The sequence below is a fragment of the Stenotrophomonas sp. TWI587 genome (assembly GCF_039674145.1).
Taxonomy (GTDB): domain Bacteria; phylum Pseudomonadota; class Gammaproteobacteria; order Xanthomonadales; family Xanthomonadaceae; genus Stenotrophomonas; species Stenotrophomonas maltophilia_AY.
The window spans coordinates 1-25,110 of record NZ_JBDJMW010000005.1 but is presented as its reverse complement, the minus strand read 5'-3'; the positions used below and the strand labels follow the sequence as shown (position 1 = coordinate 25,110).

Annotated in this window: 16 protein-coding genes; 10 read left to right on the top strand and 6 right to left on the bottom strand. The window is 68.5% G+C overall.

Annotated features, from left to right (window positions below):
* The first annotated feature begins 124 nt into the window (after positions 1–124).
* Entirely contained in the window at positions 125–1,747 is a 1,623-nt protein-coding gene (gene prpR / locus ABE464_RS09490) for a propionate catabolism operon regulatory protein PrpR (RefSeq protein WP_346471744.1), read from the top strand.
* A 1-nt stretch (position 1,748) separates the two neighbouring features.
* Here prpR and pdxH read toward each other — a convergent pair whose 3' ends face one another.
* The gene (gene pdxH / locus ABE464_RS09485; protein ID WP_346471743.1) at positions 1,749–2,348 is read right to left on the bottom strand and encodes a pyridoxamine 5'-phosphate oxidase; all 600 of its coding nucleotides are present in this window, start codon (positions 2,346–2,348) and stop codon (positions 1,749–1,751) included.
* Between the two features lie 41 nt (positions 2,349–2,389).
* Here pdxH and ABE464_RS09480 point away from each other — a divergent pair, with 41 nt between their 5' ends.
* On the top strand, positions 2,390–3,217 hold the full coding sequence (locus tag ABE464_RS09480; protein WP_346471742.1) for a kinase: 828 nt from the start codon (positions 2,390–2,392) through the stop codon (positions 3,215–3,217).
* 18 nt (positions 3,218–3,235) lie between these two features.
* On the opposite strand, the gene ABE464_RS09475 is transcribed toward ABE464_RS09480, so the two are convergent.
* The gene (locus tag ABE464_RS09475) at positions 3,236–3,439 is read right to left on the bottom strand and encodes a dodecin family protein (protein ID WP_019186071.1); all 204 of its coding nucleotides are present in this window, start codon (positions 3,437–3,439) and stop codon (positions 3,236–3,238) included.
* Positions 3,440–3,534: 95 nt separating this feature from the next.
* On the opposite strand from ABE464_RS09475, the gene ABE464_RS09470 reads away from it, so the two are divergent.
* The 5 genes from ABE464_RS09470 (at position 3,535) to mdtD (ending at position 8,648) form a co-directional block, all read left to right on the top strand.
* Positions 3,535–4,077, top strand: a complete 543-nt coding sequence (locus ABE464_RS09470) for a shikimate kinase (protein WP_346471741.1) — start codon at positions 3,535–3,537, stop codon at positions 4,075–4,077.
* A complete protein-coding gene (aroB, locus tag ABE464_RS09465; protein WP_346471740.1) occupies positions 4,074–5,183 on the top strand; it encodes a 3-dehydroquinate synthase in 1,110 nt (369 codons plus the stop codon). Before ABE464_RS09470 ends, aroB begins: the two co-directional genes overlap by 4 nt.
* Before the next feature lie 71 nt (positions 5,184–5,254).
* Positions 5,255–5,506 carry a WGR domain-containing protein gene (locus ABE464_RS09460; protein WP_346471739.1) on the top strand — a complete coding sequence of 84 codons (252 nt, stop codon included), beginning with the start codon at positions 5,255–5,257 and terminating at the stop codon, positions 5,504–5,506.
* Positions 5,507–5,558: 52 nt separating this feature from the next.
* Complete coding sequence (gene hemE / locus ABE464_RS09455) at positions 5,559–6,641, top strand: uroporphyrinogen decarboxylase (protein ID WP_346471738.1); 1,083 nt, start codon at positions 5,559–5,561, stop codon at positions 6,639–6,641.
* Positions 6,642–7,244: 603 nt separating this feature from the next.
* Positions 7,245–8,648, top strand: a complete 1,404-nt coding sequence (mdtD, locus tag ABE464_RS09450; protein WP_346471737.1) for a multidrug transporter subunit MdtD — start codon at positions 7,245–7,247, stop codon at positions 8,646–8,648.
* A gap of 21 nt (positions 8,649–8,669) precedes the next feature.
* Here the strand turns inward: mdtD and ABE464_RS09445 are convergent, their stop codons facing one another.
* The 4 genes from ABE464_RS09445 to ABE464_RS09430 all read right to left on the bottom strand — a co-directional run bounded on the left by ABE464_RS09445 (position 8,670) and on the right by ABE464_RS09430 (position 22,962).
* A complete protein-coding gene (locus tag ABE464_RS09445) occupies positions 8,670–12,197 on the bottom strand; it encodes an ATP-binding protein (RefSeq protein ID WP_346471736.1) in 3,528 nt (1,175 codons plus the stop codon).
* Positions 12,198–12,288: 91 nt separating this feature from the next.
* Entirely contained in the window at positions 12,289–15,702 is a 3,414-nt protein-coding gene (locus tag ABE464_RS09440; protein WP_346471735.1) for a response regulator, read from the bottom strand.
* 14 nt (positions 15,703–15,716) lie between these two features.
* Positions 15,717–19,244: an ATP-binding protein gene (locus ABE464_RS09435; RefSeq protein WP_346471734.1), complete on the bottom strand. Its 3,528-nt coding sequence runs from the start codon at positions 19,242–19,244 to the stop codon at positions 15,717–15,719.
* Between the two features lie 163 nt (positions 19,245–19,407).
* Positions 19,408–22,962, bottom strand: coding sequence for an ATP-binding protein (locus ABE464_RS09430; RefSeq protein WP_346471733.1), 3,555 nt, complete (start codon positions 22,960–22,962; stop codon positions 19,408–19,410).
* Positions 22,963–23,191: 229 nt separating this feature from the next.
* Here ABE464_RS09430 and ABE464_RS09425 point away from each other — a divergent pair, with 229 nt between their 5' ends.
* Genes ABE464_RS09425 through ABE464_RS09415 form a run of 3 tightly spaced genes read left to right on the top strand, consistent with a single transcriptional unit; the run spans position 23,192 to position 25,010 of the window.
* Entirely contained in the window at positions 23,192–23,872 is a 681-nt protein-coding gene (locus tag ABE464_RS09425) for a YceI family protein (protein ID WP_346471732.1), read from the top strand.
* Positions 23,869–24,441 (top strand): cytochrome b, encoded by a 573-nt coding sequence (locus tag ABE464_RS09420; RefSeq protein WP_123730462.1) that lies wholly within the window; start codon positions 23,869–23,871, stop codon positions 24,439–24,441. Before ABE464_RS09425 ends, ABE464_RS09420 begins: the two co-directional genes overlap by 4 nt.
* A gap of 2 nt (positions 24,442–24,443) precedes the next feature.
* Positions 24,444–25,010, top strand: a complete 567-nt coding sequence (locus ABE464_RS09415) for a YceI family protein (protein ID WP_346471731.1) — start codon at positions 24,444–24,446, stop codon at positions 25,008–25,010.
* Positions 25,011–25,110 lie beyond the last annotated feature (100 nt).

Sequence of the window (25,110 nt, the reverse complement as noted above, 5' to 3'; positions counted from 1 at the left end):
CGCAAGGGCCGTGCCAGCTCGCAAGTGTCTGATTTCATTGAGGCAGCGCGATGACCGGAACGTTTCACCTTGAAACATTGAAACATCTGTAACATGGCTGGAACTGAAACACCGAAACATGCCCATGTCGATCAGCCTGCCCCGCCACCGTTCCCGCCTCGCCGATCCGGATGCCGGCCAGCTGCCGGTGATCTGGACGGTCAGCGTGTCGCGCCTGACCGGGCTGCTCGGCGATGTGATTCCAGAATTCGACCGCCGCGCGCGCATCGTGCCGATCAACCTCGGTTTCGAAGAGGCCGTGGATGTGATTGGCCAGCGACTGCGCCGTGAGCACTGCGACGTCGTGATCGCCGGCGGCTCGAATGCGGCCTACCTGCGCAGCCGGCTGGAGGTGCCGCTGGTGCCGATCCAGGCCAACGGCTTCGACCTGATGGAAGCGCTGGCGCGCGCGCGCCGGATCGCCCCGCGGATCGGCCTGGTCACCCATGCCACCGATGTGCCGACCTTCGGCAGCTTCCAGCACAGCTTCGGACTGGACATCGAGCATCGCCGCTTCGTCACCCGTGAGGACGCACGCGATTGCATCGCCGACCTGCGTGCCAACGGTATCGAGGTGATCGTCGGCACCGGCATGGCGATCGACTATGCCGAGCAGGTGGGCCTGCCCGGTGTGCTGCTGTACTCGGCTGACTCGGTGCGCCATGCGTTCGAACACGCGCTGGAGCTGACCCAGACCCTGGCCCGCTCCGGTGCGCCGTCACTGCGGCGGCGGGCACCGGCCAAGCGTCGGGATGCGGACCATGCCCTGCTCGGCGACAGCGCGCCGATGCAGCAGGTACGCGAGCACATCGCGCTGTATGCGCCCTACGACAGCACCGTGCTGATCAGCGGCGCCACCGGCACCGGCAAGGAACTGGTGGCGCGGCAGCTGCACACTGCCAGTGGCCGCCGAGGCCGCTTCGTCGCGCTCAACTGTGGGGCGATCAGCGAGTCGCTGCTGGAAGCCGAGCTGTTCGGTTACACCGAGGGCGCGTTCACCGGCGCGCGGCGTGGCGGGCGTGTCGGTCTCGTGGAAGCCGCCGAGGGCGGCACGCTGTTCCTCGATGAGATCGGTGAGCTGCCGCTGCCGCTGCAGACGCGGCTGCTGCGGGTACTGGAAGAGCGCGAAGTGCTGCGCGTCGGCGCCACCGAGCCGACGCCCGTGGATGTGCGCGTGGTCGCGGCCACGCTGCAGACATTGGAATCGCTGGTGGACGCGCAGCGCTTCCGCCGCGATCTGTACTACCGCCTGGCCGCACTGCGCATCGCGCTGCCGACGCTGCACGAACGGCGCGAGGATGTCCCCTTGCTGGTGAGCCACTTCTTCCGTCAGCTGGCCGCTATGGATGCACCGCTGTCTTCCGAGGCGTTGGCGCGGCTGCGTGAGTACCCCTGGCCCGGCAATGTGCGCGAGCTGCGCAACATGGTCGATCGCCTGCGCATCCACTGGCAGCAGCAGCCGGGTGAGCTTTCACTTCCGCAGATGCTGCTGTGGTTGCCGGAGCTGCATGCAGTGCAGCGCCCGCTGGTGGCGCCAGGCGCCGCCGCCCCGGCAGCACTCACCGCTGCCTCGGCGGTGCGACCGGGTTCGGCCGCACTGCAGCAGCTGCTGGCCGACTGCGGCGGCAACCGCGAGCAGGCCTGCGCGCAGCTGGGCGTATCACGCACCACGCTGTGGCGCTGGCTGCGCGAAACAACGCCGACCTAGATCAGGGGAACAGCATCCGCTTGCTCCACTGCCCGTCCACACCGATCTCATAGCACCAGCGCTCGTGCAGGCGGAATTGCGCGCCGTACCAGAACTCGATCCGCTGCGGCACGACGCGCAGGCCGCTCCAGCCGTCCGGGCGCGGCACATCGCGGCCGTCGAAGCTCGCCTCGGTGGTCGCCACGCGCGCATCGAACTCCTCGCGCGAGGCCAGCGTCTTGGACTGCAGCGACGCCCACGCACCGATCTGGCTCATGCGCGGGCGCGAGGCGAAGTACGCATCGGCCTCGGCATCGCTGACCTGCTCCACGCGGCCTTCGATACGCACTTGGATGCCGGCTTCGCGCAGGCTGCGCCACAGGAACAGCAGCGCGGCCTGCGGATTGAGCTGCAGCTCGCGGCCCTTGTGGCTGTCCAGGTGGGTATAGAACACGAAGCCACGCGCATCGAATGCCTTGAGCAGCACGGTGCGCGCCGACGGCTGGCGGTTCTGGTCGGCCGTGGCCACCGTCATCGCATTGGGTTCGACTTCGCGGCTCGCCTTGGCTTCTTCGAACAGCCCGGCAAAGGTGGACAACGCTTCGGCATACAGATCGGTCATGGCGGTTTTCTTGTCACGCGGTTTGGGTTTATTGTCGCTGCATGCCTGCACCTGCGTACATGCCCCCGATCAAAGGTTTTCCGGATGCACTGGTCGCGCAGGCGCTGGACGACGCGCTGAGCTGCGACGCGGCCGTTCCAGTATTGGCGATCAGCGGTCTGCAGGGGAGCGGCAAATCGACGCTGGCCGCCCAGGTGGTCGCGTTGGCGGAAACGCGCGGCCTGCGTGCGGCCATGCTCTCCATCGACGATGTCTACCTCACCCGCGCCCAGCGCCAACGTCTGGCGCGGCAGGTGCACCCGCTGCTGCTGACCCGCGGCCCGCCGGGCACCCACGATCTGGCCTTGGCCCATGCCACGTTGGACGCCGTCGCCGCCGGCGGCCCGGTCGCCGTGCCCCGCTTCGACAAACTCGCCGACGAGCGCCTGCCCGAAAAGGATTGGCCGCACATCGACGGCCCGCTCGACCTGCTGGTGTTCGAAGGCTGGTTCCTCGGCACGCCTGCGCAGGGCGAAGCCGATCTGGAGCTACCGATCAATCCCCTCGAACGCGACGCCGATGCGGACGGCCGCTGGCGCCGCTGGTGCAATGCGGCGCTCGCGAACGATTACCCCGCGCTGTGGCAGAGGTGTGACCGCCTGTGGTTCCTGCAGCCGCCGGATTTTTCGGTGATCCCGCGTTGGCGCTGGCAGCAGGAGCAGAACCTGCAGGCCGCCCAGCCTGACCGCAGCAGCATGAGCCGCGCCCAACTGGAGCGCTTCGTGCAGTACTACGAACGGGTCAGCCGCCAGGCGCTGCGTACCCTGCCCGCGCTGGCGGACAAGGTCATCGCACTGGACGAGCAGCGCCGGATCATCGCAACGGGCTGACCACGGGGAGCACGGGGCTCAACTGACCAGGAAGGTCACCCGCAGGTTCACCCGCCACTCGGTGATGTTGCCCTCGCCATCGGTCACCACCTTGGTTTCATTGATCCAGGCGCCTTGGATGCCTTTGACTGTCTCGGACACTTTCTTCAGGCCACTGCGTACGGCGTCTTCCACGCTGGTCTTGGAGGACGCGTTGATCTCGATGATTTTGGCGACGGACATAGGGCGCTCCGGTAGCGCGCGGGACAGTCCGCGCCGCCCCACCATGGGGGCCGACGCGTAAAGGCGATGGCACGGAGATGTTAGGATCGAGGGTAATGAATCCCGCTCCGAACCTCATCCTGATTGGCCCGATGGGCGCCGGCAAAACCTGCATCGGGCGCCGGCTGGCCGAGCGCTTCACGCTGGACTTCGTGGATGCCGACCAGGCCATCGTGGACAGCACGGGGGCCAGCATTCCGGCGATCTTCGAGCACTCCGGCGAAGCCGGCTTCCGCCAGCACGAGCGCCAGGTCCTGCAGGCCCTGCTGGACGGCCATGGCCAGTTGGTTTCCACCGGCGGTGGCGCGGTGCTGGATGCGGACAACCGCGCGGCGATCGCCCGCCGCGGTTTCGTGGTCTACCTGCGGGTCAGCGTGCCGGCCCAGTTGGAGCGGCTGGCCCGTGACCGCGGCCGCCCGTTGCTGCAGCGCCCGGACCGCGAGCAGGTACTGCACGAGATGGCCGCCGCCCGTGACCCGCTGTACCAGAGCCTGGCCGATCTCACCCTGGATACCGATCTCTACACGCCCGCCGAGGCCACCGCGCAGCTGGTGCTGCGCTTGGCCGCGCAGTGGCAGCGACAGGAAACACCGGAATGACCCCCGCCCCGCGTACCGTTGCCGTCAGCGGCGACACCCCCTACACCATCCACATCGGCCCGGGCCTGCTTGGCCAGGGCGAGCTGCTGGCCCACCATGTACGTGGTCGCCATGTGCTGCTGCTCAGTGATTCCTCGGTAGCGCCGCTGTATCTGGCGGGGGTGAAATCGGCGCTGCTGGCCGCGCGCCCGGACCTGCTGATCGGTGAGCTGGTGCTGCCGGCCGGCGAAGCCTCCAAGACCTTGGCCCACTTCGGCGATGCGATCACCGCACTGGCCGCCCTGGGCGCCACCCGCGATGCCTGCGTGATGGCCCTCGGTGGCGGCGTCGCCGGCGATCTGGCCGGCTTCGCCGCCGCCTGCTGGATGCGCGGTGTCGACTGCGTGCAGCTGCCAACCTCGCTGCTGGCGATGGTCGATTCCTCGGTCGGCGGCAAGACCGCGGTGGACATCCCCGAAGGCAAGAACCTGGTCGGCGCCTTCCATCCGCCGCGCGCCGTCATCGCCGATACGGCCGCCCTGCGCACCCTGCCCCCGCGCGAGCTGCGTGCCGGCCTGGCCGAGGTGATCAAGTACGGCGCGATCCGCGACCCGCTGTTCTTCCAGTGGCTGCAGGCCGAACACACCGCGCTGCTGGCCGGCGATGACACCGCGCTGGCCCAGGCCATCGCGCGCAGCTGCGAGCACAAGGCCGAGATCGTCGCGCGCGATCCGCTGGAAAAGGGCGAGCGCGCCCTGCTCAACCTCGGCCACACCTTCGGCCACGCGATCGAGACCGAACAAGGCTACGGCGCCCCGGGCAACGACAACCTCAATCATGGCGAAGCTGTCGCCGTCGGCATGGTGCTGGCCGCGCGCCTGTCGGCCCAGCTGGGCATGAGTGACGACGCCGACACCGGGCAGCTGCGCGAGCTGCTGCTGCGCTATGAACTGCCGGTCGCCATTCCGGCGGGCCTGCAGCCCGAAGCCCTGCTGGCCCGGATGCGGCTGGACAAGAAGAACGTGGCCGGCCGCCTGCGCCTGGTGCTGTGGCGTGGCATCGGCCGCGCCGAAGTGGTCGCCGATGTCGACGAGGCCGACGTGCTGCGCGTGCTCGCTGCTGGCTGAGCCTGCGACGTTACGCCGCACCTGCCCCGTCGCTGACGGCCGCGTGCGGCGTTCACGGCTACAATCGGGGCATGCGCGTCTTCCTGCACCAACACGCCCGCGGTGCCGATCCGGCCCGCTATCTCCAGCTCACCCTGCAACCGGACCTGTTCGGTGGCTGGGAACTGCTGCTCGAGTCCGGCCCCATCGGCGGGCGCGGGCAACTGCGCCGCGAGCTGTACCTGCAGGAAGACCTGGCGCTGGCCGCGTTCGAGAAGGCGCGCGATGCGCATCTGCATCGCGGCTACGACGTGACCTATACCAGCGGCGATCCGCCGCACTGAGCGGCCACCGCCGCTCTGCTCCCATTCGGCCCCGCGCCACCAGATCCCAAGGATGCGTTCCGTGACCAGCCCCTCCCGCCATGATCGCCTGCTGCGCGCCCTGCGCCGCGAACCGGTGGATTGCACCCCTGTCTGGCTGATGCGCCAGGCCGGCCGTTACCTGCCCGAGTACCGTGCCACCCGCGCCAAGGCCGGCAGCTTCCTGGCCATGGCCAAGAACCCGGACATCGCCTGCGAAGTCACCCTGCAGCCGCTGCGCCGCTTCGACCTGGATGCCGCGATCCTGTTCTCGGACATCCTCACCATTCCCGACGCGATGGGCCTGGAGCTGTACTTCGTCGAAGGCGAAGGCCCGAAGTTCCGCCACCCCGTCCGCGACACCGCCGCCATCGCCAGGCTGGCCGTGCCGGACATGGAAACCGAGCTGCGCTATGTGATGGACGCCGTCCGCGTGATTCGCCGCGAACTCGACGGCAGCGTGCCCCTGATCGGCTTCTCCGGCAGCCCGTGGACGCTGGCCTGCTACATGGTGGAAGGCGGCGGCAGCAAGGACTTCGCCCGCATCAAGGCGATGGCCCTGAACGAACCGGCCGCCCTGCACCAGCTGCTCTCGGTCGTCACCGACGCGGTGATCGCCTACCTCGCCGCCCAGCGCGCGGCCGGCGCCCAGGTGCTGCAGGTGTTCGACACCTGGGGCGGCGTACTCAGCCCGACCATGTACCGCGAATTCTCCCTGCGCTACCTGACCCGCATCGCCCAGGAACTCGAACGCGGCGACGGTGCCGAACGCACCCCGCTGATCCTGTTCGGCAAAGGCACCGGCCTGCACCTCGGCGCCCTCGCGGACACCGGCGCCGACGCCCTCGGCGTCGACTGGACTCTGGACCTCGCCGATGCCGTCGCCCGCACCGGCGGCCGCGTCGCCCTGCAGGGCAACCTCGACCCCACCACCCTCTACGGCAACCCCGCCGCCATTGAACGCGCCGCCGGCCAGGTGCTCGACAGCTACGCCCAAGGCAACGGCGGCTCCCGCGAAGGCCACGTCTTCAACCTCGGCCACGGCATGTCGCCGGACATGAATCCCGACCACGTCCAGGTTCTGGTCGACGCCGTACATCGCTTGAGCCGACGCTGATCGCCATTGGCAGGTAGCCGGCCAGCGGCCGGCACTACCCGGGCACGACCGACGACGCACGCGTTCTGCATCCAGAACGCGTGCGCTCGTTTCCACCCTCGATACGAACCACACGTGCCGTCCGCAGGCGATGGGTGCCGATCATTGCCGCTCTGCGCGCGGCCATCCACGCATGGCGTGGATCTACCGATGGCATTCCCGGCATCACATTCATTGCCGGCATCACATCCACTCGCGCCATCAAGACGAGCGCGTGATTGCCAGCACTTCCCGTGGCAGCCAGCCCACTGTCATGGGTGCGGCACGGGTGGGTTGGCGGGACCATGAGCGCCATGGATGGCGCGACATGAGCCCCCAGGGGTGAAGGCGCATTGCTTGCGAGGCACTGCCTCGCATGCGACTGAACGCACAGCCGCCAGCGGCTGGGCCGGGCCGCGGAGCGGGGTTTACGGCGTGTCCCGCCAACCCACCCGTGCCGCAGCCTCTCCGCGACACCGACCGAGCCAATGCTTCGGCTTCGGCTTCGGCTTCGGCTTCGGCTTTGACCACACCCTGATCCCACATCGGCGATCATATCGCCCTCGTTGACGAAGGCCCCGCACCATGACCACCAGCAGCTACGCCTCGATCCGGCCCCTGTTGTGGCTCGTATCGCTGGCCATCTTCATGCAGATGCTGGACTCCACCATCGTCAACACCGCCCTGCCAGCCATGGCCCGCAGCCTCGGCGAAAGCCCCCTGCAGATGCAGTCCGTCGTCTTCAGCTACGCACTGGCCGTCGCCACCTTCATTCCCGCCTCCGGCTGGATAGCCGACCGCTTCGGCACCCGACGCACTTTCCTCGTCGCCATCATCCTGTTCACCCTCGGCTCGCTCGCCTGCGCCCTCGCCCAGACCCTGCACCAGCTTGTCGGCGCACGCGTCCTGCAGGGCATCGGCGGCGCCATGCTGCTGCCGGTTGGCCGCCTGGCCGTCATGCGCTCGGTCTCGCGCGAAGAATTCCTGCGCGCCATGAGCTTCATCGCCATTCCCGCCCTGATCGGCCCGCTCATCGGCCCCACCCTGGGTGGCTGGCTGGTTGAGGTCGCCTCCTGGCACTGGGTGTTCCTGATCAACCTGCCGATCGGCATCATCGGTTACGTCGCCGCCATGAAAATCATGCCGGACCACTACGCCGAACACCGCACCCGCTTCGACATCGCCGGCTACCTCATGCTCGCCTTTGGCATGGTTGTGCTCTCCCTCGCGCTGGACGGCATCTCCGGCATGGCGACACCGCATGCGCTGGTGATGCTCATGACCGTCGCCGGCCTCGCCGCGCTGGTCGGCTACTGGCTGCATGCGGCCAACTCCACGGCGCCGCTGTTCTCGCTTGCGCTCTTCCACGTGCCCAGCTACCGCATCGGCATCCTGGGCAACCTGTTCTCGCGCATCGGCAGCAGCGCCATGCCGCTGCTGATCCCGCTGCTGCTGCAGGTCGGCATGGGCATGAGCCCGATGAATGCCGGCCTGTTGATGATCCCGGTCGCCGCCGCCGGCATGGTCTCCAAGCGCTATGCGGTCAAACTCGTCGAACGCTTCGGCTACCGCCGCGTGCTGATGGTCAACACCGTGCTGGTCGGCCTGGCGATGGCCAGTTTCATCTTCATGACGCCCGGCCAGCCCGTGTGGGCCCGCGTCATCCAGCTGGCCTTGTTCGGCGCCGTCAACTCGCTGCAGTTCACCGTCATGAACACCGTCACCCTGCGCGATCTGGATCGCGACTTCGCCAGCGCCGGCAACAGCCTGCTGTCGATGGTGATGATGCTCGCCACCGGGTTTGGCGCCGCCGCCGCTGGCAGCCTGCTGGCCGCGTTCAACCACCTGGATGTCGCGCACGGTGCCACGGCGGCCCTGCACGCCACGTTCGTCTGCGTTGGCGCCATCACGCTGACCTCCACACTGATCTTCTGGCAGCTGCCCGATACCCGGCCTTCGCCGCGCGATGTGGAAGAGGTTGCCGAGTAACGGCGGACCAGCGGTTCGCGGCTACCGGGTGGCGTGCAGGACGCGCGCGATCGCTTCCACCAGCAGATCACCGGTCACCGGCTTGCGCAGGAACCCATCGAAACCCGCCGCGCGGGCCTGCTCCTCGATTGCAGGGTCCGTGCGCGCCGTCACCGCGATGAAGGGCATCTCGAAGCCTTGGCTGCGCAGGTGTTCGGCCAGCGCGATCCCGCCCAGCCCCGGCAGATCCAGATCCATCAGCACCACGTCGAACTTCGCCTCGCTGACCTCGCGCAGTGCCGACAAGGCATGCTCGGCATGCACCACGTCGTGGCCGCGCGCGGACAACAAGCCGCACACCACCTCGGCCACGGTCAGATCATCCTCGACCAGCAGGATCCGCAGGGGGGGCAACACCCATCGCTCGCCATCGGCACCGATCACTTCGGCCGCCGTGCCCGAGTGCAGCGGCAACGGCAGGGTCACCGTGAAGCGGGTGCCGACCCCAAGCTGGCTGCGCACCCCGATCTGACCCTGCATCGCCAGCGCCAGCTCGCGACAGATCGCCAGGCCCAGCCCGCTGCCGCCGTACTGCGCGGCCGTTCGTGCGCCTTCGGCCTGCTCGAACCGCCGGAACAGGCGTTCCTGCTGATCGCTGCTGATGCCCGGCCCGGTGTCGGCCACCTCAATGTGCAGGCCCCGTTCGGCAGTGATCCCGCGCACGATCAAACGTACTTCGCCATGGCGGGTGAACTTGACCGCGTTGCCCAGCAGATTGAGCAGGATCTGGCGCACGCGCAGTTCGTCGCCCACCGTGCTGGTGCCTGCCGGCAGCGCGTTGTCGACCACGAAGCGAAGCCCCTTCTGCTCGGCCAGTGCCGCCATCAAGGTGCACACATCATCCACCAGACGTTGCAGATGGAACGGCTGCGCCTGCAGCTCCAGACGGCCGGATTCGATCCGCGCCAGGTCCAGCGCGTCGTTCACCAGATGCAGCAGATGCTCGCCCGCGTGCCGGATCGATTCGGTGTAGCTGCGCTGCTGCGGATTCAACGGCGAGGACAGCAGCAGCTCACTCATGCCCAGCACGCCGGTCATCGGCGTGCGTACCTCGTGCCCCAGGTTGGCCAGGAAGCGGGTCTTGGCCATTGAGGCCTGCTCGGCCAGCTCCTGCTTCTGCAGCGCCAACTGATACGCATGCCGGCGCTGCAACCGGCGCCGGTACAGCCACGCGAACAGGCTCAGCAACAGCAGCACCGCCGAGGTGAGCAGCAGCAATCCCGTCAGGCTGCGCCACCACGGGGGCTGCACGCGGAACTCCAGAACCTGCACGCGTGACCAGATGTGATCGGCCGAACGCGCCTGCACCTCCAGCCGGTAACGGCCGGGCGGCAGGCGCGAGAACAGACGCTCGCCCGCCGGGCCCACTTCCACCCAGTCCGGATCATAGCCGGCCAGGCGATAGCGGTAATTGTTCGAGGTGGAATCGGCGAAGGACAGCAACCGCGCCACGATGCGTAGATCGCGATCACCATCGGCGATGTCCAGCGGTGCTACGTGAGTCAGGTCCAGCACCTTCTCACCGCGACGCACCTCCACGCGTTCGATCACCAGGGGCGCACGGCGCGTGGCCGGCTTGACCTGCTCGGGATCGAACACCACCACGCCGGCCGGGGTGCCGCCGACGATGCGCCCGCTCGGTGTCAGCGTGAGCGTGCGGCGGCGGAATTCCTGGCTGGGCAGGCCGTCATGCACGCCGTACGGGCGCACGCTCCCGGTGACCGGATCGACGCGGATCAGCCCGCGCGCATTCGCGGCCCAGACCACGCCCTGGCGGTCCACCACCAGCCCGGTGGCGGTCACCTCGGGATACCCGGCACTGCTGCCGATCACCGATTGCAGCGTGAGCCGTCCGGTGTCCCAGCGATACTGCGAGAGTTTGCCTTCTTCGGACAGCCACACGCTGTCATCGGCCGCGAACGCCAGCGCATGCACGCCACCGGCCGGTCCTCCGGGCACGGGTTCAAAACGGGAGCGCGACGGCACCCAGTGCAGCAGCCCCTGGCCGGTCGCCACCCAGAGCCGGTCCTGCGGACCGCACTGGATGTCCTGCGCGATCTGGGTAGGCGCCAGCCCGGCATGGCCCAGCGTCACCCGATGCAGCACATGCCCATCCAGATCGCGCTGCTGCAGCCCGGTGGTCGAGGACGTCCACAGCCGCTGGCCATCGCACAGCGCCATCGATTCGATCGCGCCCTCCATCGTTGCATCCACCGCCGCGTCGCGACCCCAGCGCTGGATCCGGTCCTGCTTGGGGTCATACCGCAGCAACGCGTCCCACGAGCCGATCCAGACCTGACCGCGCGGATCTTCCAGCACCGACTGAAGCCACTGCGTGCCGTCCACCCAGGTGCGATGCTGCTGGATCTCGCCGCTGACCGGGTCGAACTTGTCCAACGCACCGTGGGTACCGACCGTCCACACGCCGCCATCGGCGGCCGCGCCCATGCCGAGCACATAGGCATTGCGCAATGAGGCCGGATCGTCCTCCAGCCGCGACAGCACCGAAAACTGCCACCAGCGCGGCAACAGATGCCACAGTCCGCCATTCGTGCTGGCCAGCCAGATGCCGCCTTCGCGGTCTTCGTAGGCACCGGTCCAGTTGGGCCGCACCTGCCCACGCGCCACCGCGCTATACAGCGGTACCTGCTGGTACTGGTTGTTCATGGCCCGCCCCAGCCCGGAACGGGTGTCGAGCCAGTACCCGCCCTGCTCATCGCGCAGCATCATGCCCAGGATCTGGTCGCCCTCGCTGACCTTCCACGGTGCCGGCTCGAAACGGCCGTCCGGCCGCCGCACCGTGACCCCGGCATTGCTGCTGATCCACAAGCTGCCATCCGGCTCGGCGGTCAGGCCGTTGATCACCCGTGGCGCCATCTGCGCGTCCGGGACCGGATCGAAATCATGGCCGGTCCAGCGTGCCAGCCCAGCCTTGGTGCCCACCCAGAGACTGCCATCGAGCGTGGTGGCCAGATACCCGACCGATGCTGCCGGCAGGCTGCGCGGGTTGCCCGCTTCGGGCATGTAGCGGGTCAGCGTGCCGTCGCGATCCAGACGATGCAGGCCGCCTTGGTAGGTCCCAAACCAGATTGCACCGTCCGGCGTGGAGGCCAGGCTCCAGATCGTGTTGCTGCCGATCTCCGGATGGCTGTGGCGATCATAGAAGAGGATCTCGCGCCGATCGGCCGACATCATCGCCAGCCCGGCATTTTCGGTGCCGATCCAGACCTGGTTGCGCGCATCCACGTGCACGGTCCAGACGTGGTTGTCGCGCAGGCCGTCCTCGGCACGCCAGATGCGGTAGTTGCGGCCGTCGTAGCGGGCCAGGCCATCGTTGGTGGCGATCCACAGATAGCCGAAGCGATCTTCGGCCATGCGGTTCACCGTATTGGAGGGCAGACCATCGAACACGGTGAGCTGCCGCGGCGTCGGCGGTACCGGCTGGGCCGACACGCAGGTCGACCAGAGCACACACAGGCCGATCAGCAACGGCCACAGCACACGCAACACCAATGGCTCTCCCGGGTCTGTCAGTGGATCCCCTGCCGCCGCCCGGCAATGCCCCGCATAGTAAACGGTTCGCTGCGCCGGCACGATCCGCTCAACACGGTCGCACCCGCCGTAATGCCGCCTGCAGCGCATCACCGGCCAAGGGTTTGTGCAGCAGGCCCTCCGCGCCGGCCAGTGTGACCTGTGCGACCAGGTCCGGATCGCGGCGCGCGGTGACCACCAGGACCGGCTGGCAATGACCCTGCTGGCGGATCAACCGCAGCAGCGACAGCCCATCGATCCCGGGCAGGTCCAGATCCAGCAGGATCAACTGCGTCCCGGCCTCCGCCAGGCGCGACAGCGCGGCGAGCGCATGGGCTGCATGGTTCACGGCATGGCCCTGTACCTGCAGAAGCCCGCAGATCACCTCGGCGACAAGTGGATCGTCCTCCACCAGCAGGACCTGCAGCGCACCGGCCGGGGACGCGTGCGCCACGATGGGGTCACGCGTTGCCCAGGGCATTGGCAGGCTGAGCCCCACCTGCCAGGTATGGTCGTTGCGCGCGGACACGTGCAGCCGGCCATGCAGGGCGTGCATCAGGATGCCAGTGTCGGCCAGCGCGTCGCGCAGCGTCGACAGCGCTGGCGCCGGACCCGCGCCGACCGTGACGATCACATCGATCAACAATCCCGCGCGCCCCGGCAGCGACGCTGCGCGCAGCACGATCCGCGCCGCGCTGACATGCGCAGCAAGCACCAGCAACAGGCTCTCCACCACCTGCTGCATGCGCTCCGGATCGCCTTCGCCGTGTGCCCCGGCCGGAAGCTGCCGGGACAGGGTGAGCGCACAGTCGTGCGGGGCCATCACGCGTTCCAGCGCCACGTGGAGGTCGTCCAACCACGCGGCGATGTCGAAGCAGCGTGGCTGCAGCGGCAGCTTGCCGGCCTGCAGGCGCGCGGTCTGCAGCGCAGCATCGACCACCTCCAGCAGGTCGCGCCCTCCCTGCTGGATATGCAGCACCTGCGCACGCGCCGGCGGCGGCAACGGCGCCGTCAACAGCAGCTCACTCATCCCCAGTACGCCGGTCAGCGGGGTACGTATCTCATGGCCGAGGGTGGCCAGATACCGTGCCTTGGCCTGGGCCGCCTGCTCGGCACGCGCCTGCCGCCGCGCGACGCGTTGGCGTGCGAGGTGTCTGGCGCAGTGACGACGCACCTGCCAGGCAATGAGCGTCACCGCCCCCAGTGTTGCGAGCAGCAGCAACGCCCAGGCCCCCGGATGCGCCCAGCCGCTGTAGGCCACCTGCAGCCGGGTGGACTGCAGTGGCGACCAGCGGCCATCCACGCCGCGAGCCTGGTACTCCAGCACATGCTCGCCCGGTGGCAGCCGTGGGAATCCGCGTGTGCCGCGCTGCCCCGCGCGGACCCAGTCCGGGTCTTCGCCGCGCAGACGGAACCGGTAGTCACGCCCCCCACCCTGACCGCCGGTGAGCAGGCGCGCGGAAAGTTGGATGTCGCGATCATCGGCATTGAGCCGTAGCGGGTCGGCTGCAGGCAGCTCGATCCAGCGCCGGTGTCGACGCACCTGCACCCGGTCGATGACCAGCATCGGCGGCACCGTGGCAGCGGCCATTCCTGCCGGATCGAGCACCAGCAGATCGCCCTCCACTCCCATCGCCATGAGGTGTTGGCCTGCCACGATCAGGTCGCTGGCCAAGACCATCATCGGCATTCCATCTTCGGCGGTGTACAGCCGGATGCTGCGCTGGTCCGGCTGCAGACTCACCACACCGCGTGCGGTAGTGGCCCACAACGTCCCGTCGCCGGCGTCGGCCAGACCGCGCGGTAGTACCGCTGGAAGCCCCTGGGCCGGATCGAACTGGTGCGACCGTTGCAGGCGGCCGGCGTCGTGCCGGTAAGCCACCCAGCCCTCTGCATCGGCCACCCAGAGCCGACCATCGGCTGCCAGATGCAGCGCGCCGGCCTGCCGCCTGGGCGCACCGGGCACGGGAACGAAGCGTCCAACGGCCGGTTGCCACCGCTTGAGTCCATCCCGGTCGCCCAGCCACATCTGTTCCGTCGCATCACAGTGCAGGACGAAGGGCGCGCCCCCCGGACGCAACTGCGCCGCATCGTAGGACCAGGTGCCGAGCATGGCGCCAGCCCTGGTGCGCTGTTCAAGCCGCCCCAGGCCGGCGAGCCAGAGATGATCCCCACAGATGCGCAGCACGGCGTGGCCGCTTGATGGCGGATCCTGGAATGCGCCGTGTTCGTCGGCCACGCGCCAGTGCTGCTGAGGGCCCCGTGCGGCATCGATGCGGGTCAGCCATGGTGCGGCGAACACCCACACCTGGCCGCGACCATCGTCCGCCACGGCGTGGCGATCGGTCCGCGCAGGATCATGCGCATACGGCCAGCGCCGCCGGTCGAATCCGGATGTCGGCGACACCCTGGTCAGCCAACCGCCCCACGCCTGCCACGCCGTGCCGTCCGCCGCGGCAGCCAGGCCGGCCGCGGCGGCGCCGCCTTGGCTGGACGGGGCCGTGAACCGCTGGACATGCCGCCATTGCGCGCCGAGGCGCCACAGGCCTTGACGGCTGCCGAGCAGCCAGGCCCGGCCCTGGCGATCTTCCACCACGCGCGCGATGCCTGGACGGGTGCGTCGGTCCGATCCAGGCAACGTGATCGCATGGGTGTGCTGCCCCGACCGATCCTGCCACCACACCCGCATCCCATCGGAGAACCATTGCCCGCCGTTCCGGCTGTGACCCAGCCAACGGTGGCCTGCGTGAGCCCGTCCCGCATCGGGCTGCAACGACGGCAGCTGACGGACGTCGGTGCCCACGGAAGTGCTGGACCACAACGCCCCCTGTGCGTCGAGCCCCAGCGCGGTCACCGGCAGCGCGTTCGCACCGAGCATGTCCGGCGGCTGGAACCGGTCGTCCTGCCAGCGCGCCAGACCGGCAGCCGTGCCGAGCCACACGCCCCCGGCGGCATCTGCAACCAGCTGGTCCACGCGGGCCGATGGCAGGCCACGGCCATCGGCCGTCGGCAGAAACTGGCGCAGACGCCCATCGCCGCCCAGCCGATAGGCCCCCGCATCGCGGGTACCGAACCAGACGCTGCCATCGGCCAGCGGCTGCACCGCGAGCACCGGGCTGGCGGCAGCCGCCTGGGCGCGCGGACCTGCCCAGCGCGCCAGATGCTGCCGGTCCGCCGAGAGGCGCTGCAGATAGCCATTGCCAGTGCCGATCCAGAGCTGGTCCTGCCCATCCAGTGCCAGGCTTCGCACATCGTTGTCGGCCAATCCATGTTCCATGCGCCACACGCGGAAGCCGCTGCCGTCATGCCGGGCCAGACCATCGGCAGTTGCAAACCAGAGGTAGCCGTGGCGATCTTCAACGACCTGGTTCACCTCGTTGGCGGGCAGGCCGTCGGCCGTGGTGATGCGCTGTGCGGGACTGCACAGTGCCAGCACCGGAACCCACGACAACAGCCAGCCAAGCACGACGCCCCCCCATCGCATTGGCACCTCCCTGCTCATGCGCGCTTCCGGCATTGCGCCAGGCACGCCGCCAGCCGCTCCCGGCTCGCCGGCAGCCGCAGGAACAGATCGAACCCGGCGGCTGCCGCGTCACGCTCGGCCGCCATGTCCGCGCGCGGGGTCAGCGCCAGGCGCGGTATGCCGGGCCATCGACGCTGCAATGCCACGGCACTGCGCTCCGCGCCCAGATACAGGTCAGGATCACTGACGACCAGATCCCAGCGCGCGTCGCCCACCGATGCAGCGGCAGCGTCATCAATGCTGCTTGCCGTCGCCACCGCGTGCCCCATCGAAGTCAGCAACGCCTGCAGCACCTCGGCCACGGAGGTAGTCGGCAACACCAGCAGCACACGGAGACTGTCCTCCCGCCCTTGGTCGACGACGTCAGGGATCACCGGCTCCGGCAGGTCCGCAGGGCAGCACGACAGCGGCAGCAGGACCCGGAAAGACGACCCCTCGCCCGGCCGGCTCGACACGTCGATATCGCCGCCCATGGCCCGCGCCAGATCGCGCGAGATGGCCAGGCCCAGGCCACTGCCCCCATAGCGCGCCAACGTCTGCGCGCCATCAGCCTGTTCAAACCGCTGGAACAGACGCGCGCACTGCGCTGCACTCATCCCCGGGCCGGTATCGATCACATGCAGCATGACCCCTTCGCCCTGGCGACCAGCGCGCACCTCCAGCCGAACCGTACCGTGTGCGGTGAACTTGAGCGCATTGCCCAGCAGGTTGAGCAGGATCTGACGCAGATACCGAGCATCACCGTTGAAGCGTGCAGACGCCGGCAGCGTGCTGCGCCACGCCAGCACCAGCCCCTTGCGCTGTGCCACCGGCAGCAACAGGGCATGGACCGCTTCGAGCAGCGGCTGCAGCAGGAACGGCGCCGCCTGCGGTTGCAATCGTCCGGATTCGATGCAGGCCAGATCAAGTGCGTCATCCATCAACCGAAGCAGATGGCCGCCGGCCTGACGAATGCTCTCAACCCGGCTGCGTTCGGCGGGCGCCAAGGCTGTGCGCGCCAACAGTTCACTCCAGCCCAGCACCGCTGTCATCGGCACACGGATGCGTGCCCCCAGCTCGGTCAGGAAACGCGTGCGCTGCAGTGACGTCTGCTCGGACTGGCGCTGTCGTTCGCGCAGTGCGCGCCAGCGCTCCCGGCGTCTGCGCCGCGCATGGGCTGCCCATGCACCCAGCCACAGCAGAGCCGCGCCGGCCGCAGTCACGCTCCAACGGGTCACAGGGGTCTGCCACCAGGCAGGACACACCTCCAGTGCGATGTGCCGGATGGACGACCAGTCGCCATCGCCCTTCCGTGCCTGCACGTCCAGCGTATGCAGACCCACGGGCAATCGCTCGAAAACACGCTGCCCGGCCGATCCGCTGTGTACCCAATCCGCATCGTGGCCCTGCAACCGGAACCGGTACTGCACGCTGGTCGGTGCGCCGCCCAGCAGCCGCACCGCCACCCGGACATGCCGGTCAGCACCGGAGAGCGGCACCGGCGCAGTGCCGGCCGGCAAGCTGATCTGGCGGGTGCCTCGCCGGGCCGTGATCGCGTGAACCACCAGGCCGGGCATGCGTGCCGGGGCCTGGACCGCGCCGGGCTCGAACAGCAGCAGCCCGCCTTCGTGTACGGCCGCAGCGACGCGCCCGCCGGGGGTGCGTATCAGCCGCCGGGGCAGTACCGCATGCGCGGGCAGGCCATCGTCGCTGCCGAACTGGCGGACACCGCCTCCGTGCGGATCGACCCGGATCAATCCGCGTGCGGCTCCCGCCCAGGCAACCCCATGTTCATCCACCGTCAGCGCCCGCGCCAGCAGTTGCGGATAGCCATGCACCGCGCTGAAGCTGTGGGTTTTACGCAACTGCTGCCCATCCCAGCGATAGCGGCGCAGTACACCGGGGCTGCTGGCCCAATAGTGATCATCCCGCCCGTGGGCGATGGCACCCACTTCCTCGACTGGACTGCCGCCGACCGCCGCAAAACGCTCCTGCGCCGGCAGCCAGCGTTTGATACCGGCGCGATCGGTCGCCCACAGCGAGCCGTCCTCACCACACAGCAACTGCGGCCCCGCAGCGGGCGGCACCAACCCCAGCGTCTGCGGTACCGCCGACAGTTGAAGCACGCCATCGGCATCGCGCCGTTGTATCCGGTCCACCCGGGCCAACCACAGCGAACCATCGTTGCATGCCTTCAGATCCACACCACCTGCGGTGCTGCCCAGATCCAGCAGCCAGTGCCGCATCCCGCCGGTGGTGGGCTCGTAGCGGGAGAGCGTGTTGCCGCTGGCCAACCACAGACGGCCGCGCAGATCCTCGGCCATGCCGACTGCCGCCTGCCGCATGCCTTCGGGCCGGTAATCGATACTCAGCCGGCTGGTGCCGGTGCGCAGATCCACACGCTGCACATGCCCGCCATCGGTGGCGACCCACAACCGCTCACCGCGCGAGGGCGCCACTGCCCACACGTGCCCGCTCTCCAATCCAGGGCGGCCGTTGCCGGCCGCCGGGAGCAGCGCGAACTGCCGCCAGCGTGCAGGCAGATGCCACAGGCCTTGAACGTGCCCTGCCCACCACAATCCACCCAGACGGTCCTGGAAGGCCGTCACCACCCGCGTGCGGGCCGGTGTGCCGTCGTGCCCGGAGAGCGGCACCGGCTGTGCAGTGTCGCCAACACGATGCCGGACCAATCCGGTCGGGCCGGTCGTCCACAGCTCACCCTCGCTGCTGCGCAGCACCGGCATGCCCCGCTGCGGGGGCGATGCAACGCGTGCGCCGTCCTCCCCCCAGCCGAGCACATCGCAACAGGTATGTCCCCAGACGCCGCCCTGCGGATCGGCCCACAGCGATGCAAGGCCCTGATGGTCGCCTGCCGGCAGCGGCAGGGCGGTGAACCGCACGTCATCGCGGCGCATGAGGGCATGCGGCGTGCCGACCCAGAGCCGCCCCTGGCGATCGACCACCAAGGCGGTGATCCGGTTCACCGGCGCGCCATCGTGCTGCAGCGGAACGCTGTGCCAGCGGCCGTCGGCCTGCCGTGCAAACAGGCCGTGGCCGCTCGTCGCGATCCACAGGGTGCCATCGGGCGTGCTGGTGACCTGCACGATACCGACGCGTGGCAACACGGCGCCGCGCTCGCCGGTCTCACTATGGAAGACGCGACGATCCGCCGACAGCGCGACGAGCCCCTGCGATGCCGTGGCCAACCAGATGCGCTGCTGCGCGTCCACATGCAAGGCGCGCAGGTCGCCGTCCGGCAGGCCCTGCTCGCGGCGCCACGCGCGGAAGCGATGACCATCGAAGCGCAGCAGGCCATCGTCGCTGGCCATCCACAGGTAGCCGTCCTGGTCTTCATCGATCGCCCGGATCGCCGCCGTCGGCAACGCATCGGCCGGGCCCAGCCGCCGTGGCCACGGCAGGGTAACCAGGCCATCGGCCAACGCGCGTGCGGGCAGCAACAGCGCAACCACGAGAATGAAGGCGATCCAGCCCTTGCCTGCATGGCCGCACTGGGCTCCTGCCACGTGTACTCCAACCATCCTCAGCTGCTCGAACAGCAAGGTATGACGAAGCCATCGCTGGACAGCCGCTCAGAACGTGCGGCCGTCACATCCCAATCAATGAAGTTTTAGATTGAAATCGCAGGTTCGAGACGCAAACGCGATGAACGCCTCACGCCCCCCCGCCTCAGGCTCCGTAATGCAGCGCCCGACCGGCCCGTGCCTGTGCAATGGCATCCACGAGCAGGTCGCCGGTGACCGGCTTGCGCAGGAAACCATCGAAGCCCGCCGCGAGCACCTGCTGCTCTGCATAGGCATCCGAGCGTGCGGTGACGGCAATCAACGGCAGTTCATATCCCATAGCACGCAGCTGTCCGGCAATGGCGATGCCATCCAGCGCCGGCAGATCAAGATCGAGAAGCCCGACATCGAAGCTTCCCGCCGCCACTTCGGACAGTGCCCCCAGGCCATGCAGAACATGCACCACGTCGTGACCGCGGGTGCGCAGCAGGCCGGCGATCACGTCGGCCACGGTGGGGTCGTCTTCGACCAGCAGGATCCGCAGCGGCGGCAGCTGCGTGCGGGATTCCGCGCCCGCTTCGCGCGCCATGCCCGCAGCGGACAGCGCCCACGGCAACGGCAGCTCGACGGTAAAGCGTGCGCCATGGCCAGGGCGGCTGTCGATGCCGATGCGACCGCCCATGGCCACTGCCAGCTCCTGGCAGATCGCCAGCCCCAACCCGCTGCCGCCGTATCGCGACGCCGTGCGTGGCCCATCGGCCTGCTCGAAGCGATGGAACAGCCGCGCCTGCTGATCCTGATTGATGCCCGGTCCGGTATCGGAGACCTCAAACACCAGACCCCGCCCGTCATCGCACAGTTCAACACCCAGCCCGACATGGCCCTGCTCGGTGAATTTGATCGCGTTGCCCAGCAGGTTCATCAGGATCTGGCGCACGCGCATTTCATCGCCACTGACCTGCACCGGGCCCGGCAGGTTGAAGCTGCGCTCGAACGCCAGGCCGCGGTGATGGGCCATCGGCTCCATGAGCGCATCCACCTGTTCCATCAGCGACATCAGGTCGAACGGGCGCAGGTCCAGCTCCAGGCGCCCGGCTTCGATACGGGCCAGATCCAACGCGTCGTTGACCAGTCGCAGCAGGTGCTTGCCGGCATGCTGGATCGATCCGGCATAGCCGCGCTGCACCTCATCCAGCGGGGTGGCCAGCAGCAGTTCACTCATGCCCAGCACACCGGTCATGGGCGTGCGCACTTCATGCCCCAGCGTGGCCAGGAAGCGGCTCTTTGCCTGCGAGGCCTGCTCGGCCAACTGCTGTTTGTGCACGGTGAGCTGCCATTGCTGGCGACGGCGAAGGCGTACGCGCGCCACGTACGCCAGGGCTGCCACCGTCATCAGGCCAAGCAGCACGTAGCCCACGATCGCCCAGCCGCTGCGCCACCACGGCGGCCGCACGTCCAGCGTCAGGGTGCTGGGCGGAGTCCAGGCTCCCTGCGACGTCGCCGCCTGCACCTCGATGCGGTAATGCCCGGCCGGCAGGCGCGACAGCAGGCGCTCGCCATCAGCCGCCTGCATCACCCAGTTCTGGTCATAGCCGGAAACACGGTAGCGATAGCGGTTGCCGTGTGGATTGGCGTAGGACAGCAGCCGCGCGGAGATGATCAGGTCGCGATCCTGTGGCCCGAGCACGATCGGCGCGTGCGTGGACAGCATCTGCTGGCCTTCGGCGTCGTCGCGGCGCACCTGCACGCTGTCGATCACCAATTGTGAGGGCGGCAGCACCCGGTCCGGCACATCTGGATCGAAGCCGACCAACCCGGTCGCGGTCACCGCGAGCACGCGTCCATCGCGCGCCTGCACGGGCGGGCGATTGCTGAACTCCACGTCCGGCAGCCCATCGCGTTCGCCGTACAGCCGCAGCCGTCGCTCATCCGGGTGCCAGCGGATCAGGCCGCGTGGCGTGGTCGCCCACACCTGGCCTTGCTTGCCCAGCGCCAGCCCACCCATCGATATGGCGGGCATGCCCTGGGCTGCGCCGACCCGCTCGCGCAGACGCATGGTCAGCCCATCCCATCCATAACGCTCCAGCGCCCCCTGCCGCGCCAGCCAGACTTCATTCGGCCCGGTCCACGCCGCGTCGTAGATGCTGCCTTGGGAAATACCCGGCACCTGCTCGAAGCGCCCCTCGCGCCAACGTTGCAGACCCGCACCGGCGCCCATCACCCATAGCTGGCCGCGCGGATCGAACACCATCTGCTCCACCGGCTCCTCGCCCAGCCCACGGTTCTGGTCGTTGCGGATCGTGTCCAGCACGTTGCCCTGCGCATCGCGGCGCTGGATGCCGAAATTCATGATCGACAGCCACAGCTCGCCGTTGGGCGCCTGCCGGATCAGATCGATGCGTTGGCGCACATCCGCGCCCCCGCCGATCTTCCATTCGCGCAGTGTGTGCTTGGCGGGGTGGTACAGGCTCAAGCGACCGGCACGCCCGATCCACAGGGCCCCGTCTTCGCGCGGCAACAGCGACCAGGCTGCCCCGACACCGATCTGCTTGTCGTCGGCGATCTGGCGCAGCTCGCCCTGCGCATCGAGACGGTAAAGCCCGTGCGCGCCGGAGATGTAGTAGTCATCGTCTGCTGCGGCCGCACCGAGCAGATAGACGCTGTCCAACGGCTTTCCATCCAGCTGGTACCAGCTGGAGAAGCGCTTCCAGTCCGGTGGCAGATACGCCAGGCCCTGGGTCAGCATCGCCACCCACAGGCCACCCTCGTGGTCCTGCAGCATGTCCAGCACGCCACTGCGTGCGGTCAGGAAGCCGCTGCCGGCATCCCCGGCAAGCAGACGCATCGCACGGTCGTCGCCTCGGTACAGCCCATCGGCCGTGCCCAGCCAGTAGCCGCCGTTGCGATCATGGATGACCGTGGCCGCACGCACGTCCGCACTGAGCGTCCAGGGCGCGGGCCGGGCCTGGTCATCGGTACCGATCTGGAACAGGCCGCCTTCGGTGCCGGCCCACACCGTGCCGTCAGGCTCACGGGTCAGCCGGAACACGCTTTTTCCACTGAGCAGCGCAGGCGCGATGCGGGTGAACCCATCGCCATCCCAGCGCGCCACGCCATTGGATGTGCCGATCCAGACCCGCCCCTGCGGGTCGGACAGCAGGCTGTAGATGGTGTTGTCCGGCAGGCTGCGCGGATCGGCCGGGTCTGCCTGGTATTTCACCAGCGTGCCGTCTTCGCTGCGCCGGCACACGCCGTGCTGGTTGGTTCCGATCCACAATGATCGCGAGGCGTAGGCCAACGACCAGAATTGACCTTCGCACGCCTCGTTCAAGCCGGGAAACCGCACGAAAGCCGTGCGATCCGGCCCGAGCATGCTCAAGCCAGCACCATTGCTGCCCACCCATACCCGGTCCAGCGGGTCCACCAGCAGGGTTTCCACCTCATTGCCGGGCAGCGAGCCCGGATCGGCCGGGTCGTTGCGCCAGACTCGCAGGCCGACACCGTCCACACGGGCCAGGCCATCATCGGTGCCCGCCCAGATATAGCCTTGGCGATCCTGGGCGACAGCCAGCACCATGCGCGACGGCATGCCTTCGGCCGCGCTCAGACGGCGCAAGCGTGGCGTTTCTGCCGATGTCCCTGCGGCTCCCAACACTGACGGCGCTGCGCACAACCACAGCACCAACAGCACGATGCCTGCACCCCAGCGGCGCGTGCTCATCGATCCGGATCTCCCTGTTGATGCGGATTGTCACACAGCGATCAGGACGGTGTCCGCATTCTGGCCCGGCTGCCATGGATGGAACGGGCTGTTGCCGTCGATCAGATGGCACGCAGCACAAGCGCTCGGCGCTGTTGCCGGGCGCACCACGATCTGTTGCAGCCATGACGCTGCGCCCCATGACATGGCTGTGCGTATGATCGCCCCAGACCCTGATGGAGGCTGCGACGTGTTCAAGCGCCTGACCCTTTCGCTGCTGCTGGCCGCCACCCCGCTGCTTGCCCTTGCAGCACCCGACAGCTATCGGCTGGATCCGGTGCACACCCGTGTACTGTTCGCGGTCGAGCATGCCGGCTTCTCGCATGCCTTGGGCACGGTATCCGGCAGCGAAGGCGTGCTGGTGTTCGATCCGGAAGACTGGCGCACGGCGCGGCTGGAGGTCAGCGTGCCGATCCAGCGGCTGGACCTGGGCGATCCCAAATGGAATACCGCCACGCTGGCGCGCAACCTGCTCGACGGCGAGCGCTTTCCGGAGGCACGTTTCGTCTCCACGCGTGTCGAACCGATCGATCCGACCCACGCCAACGTCATTGGCCAGCTCACCGTGCGCGGCGTGACCCGTGAGGTCACTCTGGCAGTCACCCTCAATGCCCTCAAGCGTCATCCGCTGCCGCCCTTCCGCCGCACCGCCGGTTTCTCGGCCACCGCCACGCTCAGCCGCAGCGCCTTCGGCGTGGATGGCTGGGCCTCGATGATCGGCGATGAGGTGCAGTTGCGGATCGAAGCCGAAGCCGTGCGTGATCGCAACGCCGGCGATCCTACCGATGCAGCCCCCACCGAGGCGCCGGGAACTCCCACCGCCCCGGCCCACTCAGATACCCCACAGCCGGTCCAGGAGACCACGCCATGACCGCCAAGAACACCCCGACCCGATGGGGTGGCGTCAGCCAGACCCTGCACTGGCTGATCGCCGTGTTGATCCTCGCCCTGGGCATCGTCGGGCTGACCATGGGCGAACTACCCAGGACCCCGAAGTACTTCTGGGTCTACACCATGCACAAATCGATCGGCATCACGGTGCTGGCGCTGGTCGTGACCCGCCTGCTGTGGCGCCTGTACGCCGGCGCACCACATCCGGTGCCGGGCACGCCGACCTGGCAGGAACGCATCGCCTCGGCAACCCATTGGTTGCTGTACGTGCTGATGTTCGGCATTCCACTGTCGGGCTGGCTGTACGACTCGGCCAGCGGCCTGCGTCCGTTCCGCTGGTTCGGGCTGGTCGACGTACCCAAGCTGAGCCCACCGGACGAACGGGTCACCCAGATCTCGCACGCCATCCATGAGTGGGGCTTCTGGCTGCTGATCGCCGTGGTCGTGGCCCATGCCGGTGCGGCGCTTTATCACCATTTTTACCAACGCGATGCCACGCTTGCGCGCATGCTCCCGCAGCGCTGGCTTGCCTCCCCCCAGAAGGATTGACCATGAACATCAAGCTCACCTCTCCCGCCGCCGTCGCTGCCGCCCTGGCCGGGCTGCTGGCCACTGCCCCGGTGCTGGCCGCCGACTACGTGCAGGCCCCGGGCTCGGTGCTGGCCTTTGCCACCAAATACGACGGCGAAGTGTTCACCGGCACCTTCCCGGGCTTTGATACCAAACTGAGCTTCGATCCGGCCAAGCTGGATGACGCCAAACTGGAAGTGACCATTCCGCTGGCCAGCGCCAAGAGCGGCAACAGCGACCGCGACTCGACCCTGCAGGGCGCGGACTTCTTCAACGTGGGCAAGTTCGCCCAGGCCAAGTACAGCGCCAGCAAGTTCCGCTCGCTGGGCAACAACCAGTACGCGGCCGACGGCACGCTGGAACTGCGTGGCGTCAGCAAGCCGGTCACCCTGACCTTCACCTGGACCCCGGGCGCGCAGCCGGTGCTGGCCGGCAAGGCCACGGTCAAGCGCCTGGACTTCGGCGTGGGCGGCGGCGACTGGGCCGACACCAAGACCATCCCGAACGAGACCGCGATCAGCACCAAAGTGGTCCTGAAGGCGAAGTAAGGACAGATGGCGGTAGTGGCGGCCGCGGGGCGGCCCCAACCCATCCCCCCCCCCCCCCCGCCGCAGGGGGGCAGCCCGGCCAGGGGAGTACCCCCGCCCC

Bases quoted from the DNA above. Each gene is read 5' to 3' on its own strand.
- ABE464_RS09460 (WP_346471739.1), top strand. From the start codon at position 5,255: ATGCGCGTCTTCCTGCACCAACACGCCCGCGGTGCCGATCCGGCCCGC.
- ABE464_RS09480 (WP_346471742.1), top strand. From the start codon at position 2,390: ATGCCTGCACCTGCGTACATGCCCCCGATCAAAGGTTTTCCGGATGCA.
- pdxH (WP_346471743.1), bottom strand. From the start codon at position 2,348: ATGACCGATCTGTATGCCGAAGCGTTGTCCACCTTTGCCGGGCTGTTC.
- ABE464_RS09470 (WP_346471741.1), top strand. From the start codon at position 3,535: ATGAATCCCGCTCCGAACCTCATCCTGATTGGCCCGATGGGCGCCGGC.
- ABE464_RS09475 (WP_019186071.1), bottom strand. From the start codon at position 3,439: ATGTCCGTCGCCAAAATCATCGAGATCAACGCGTCCTCCAAGACCAGC.
- ABE464_RS09415 (WP_346471731.1), top strand. From the start codon at position 24,444: ATGAACATCAAGCTCACCTCTCCCGCCGCCGTCGCTGCCGCCCTGGCC.
- mdtD (WP_346471737.1), top strand. From the start codon at position 7,245: ATGACCACCAGCAGCTACGCCTCGATCCGGCCCCTGTTGTGGCTCGTA.
- hemE (WP_346471738.1), top strand. From the start codon at position 5,559: ATGCGTTCCGTGACCAGCCCCTCCCGCCATGATCGCCTGCTGCGCGCC.
- ABE464_RS09440 (WP_346471735.1), bottom strand. From the start codon at position 15,702: ATGCGATGGGGGGGCGTCGTGCTTGGCTGGCTGTTGTCGTGGGTTCCG.
- ABE464_RS09420 (WP_123730462.1), top strand. From the start codon at position 23,869: ATGACCGCCAAGAACACCCCGACCCGATGGGGTGGCGTCAGCCAGACC.
- ABE464_RS09430 (WP_346471733.1), bottom strand. From the start codon at position 22,962: ATGAGCACGCGCCGCTGGGGTGCAGGCATCGTGCTGTTGGTGCTGTGG.
- aroB (WP_346471740.1), top strand. From the start codon at position 4,074: ATGACCCCCGCCCCGCGTACCGTTGCCGTCAGCGGCGACACCCCCTAC.
- prpR (WP_346471744.1), top strand. From the start codon at position 125: ATGTCGATCAGCCTGCCCCGCCACCGTTCCCGCCTCGCCGATCCGGAT.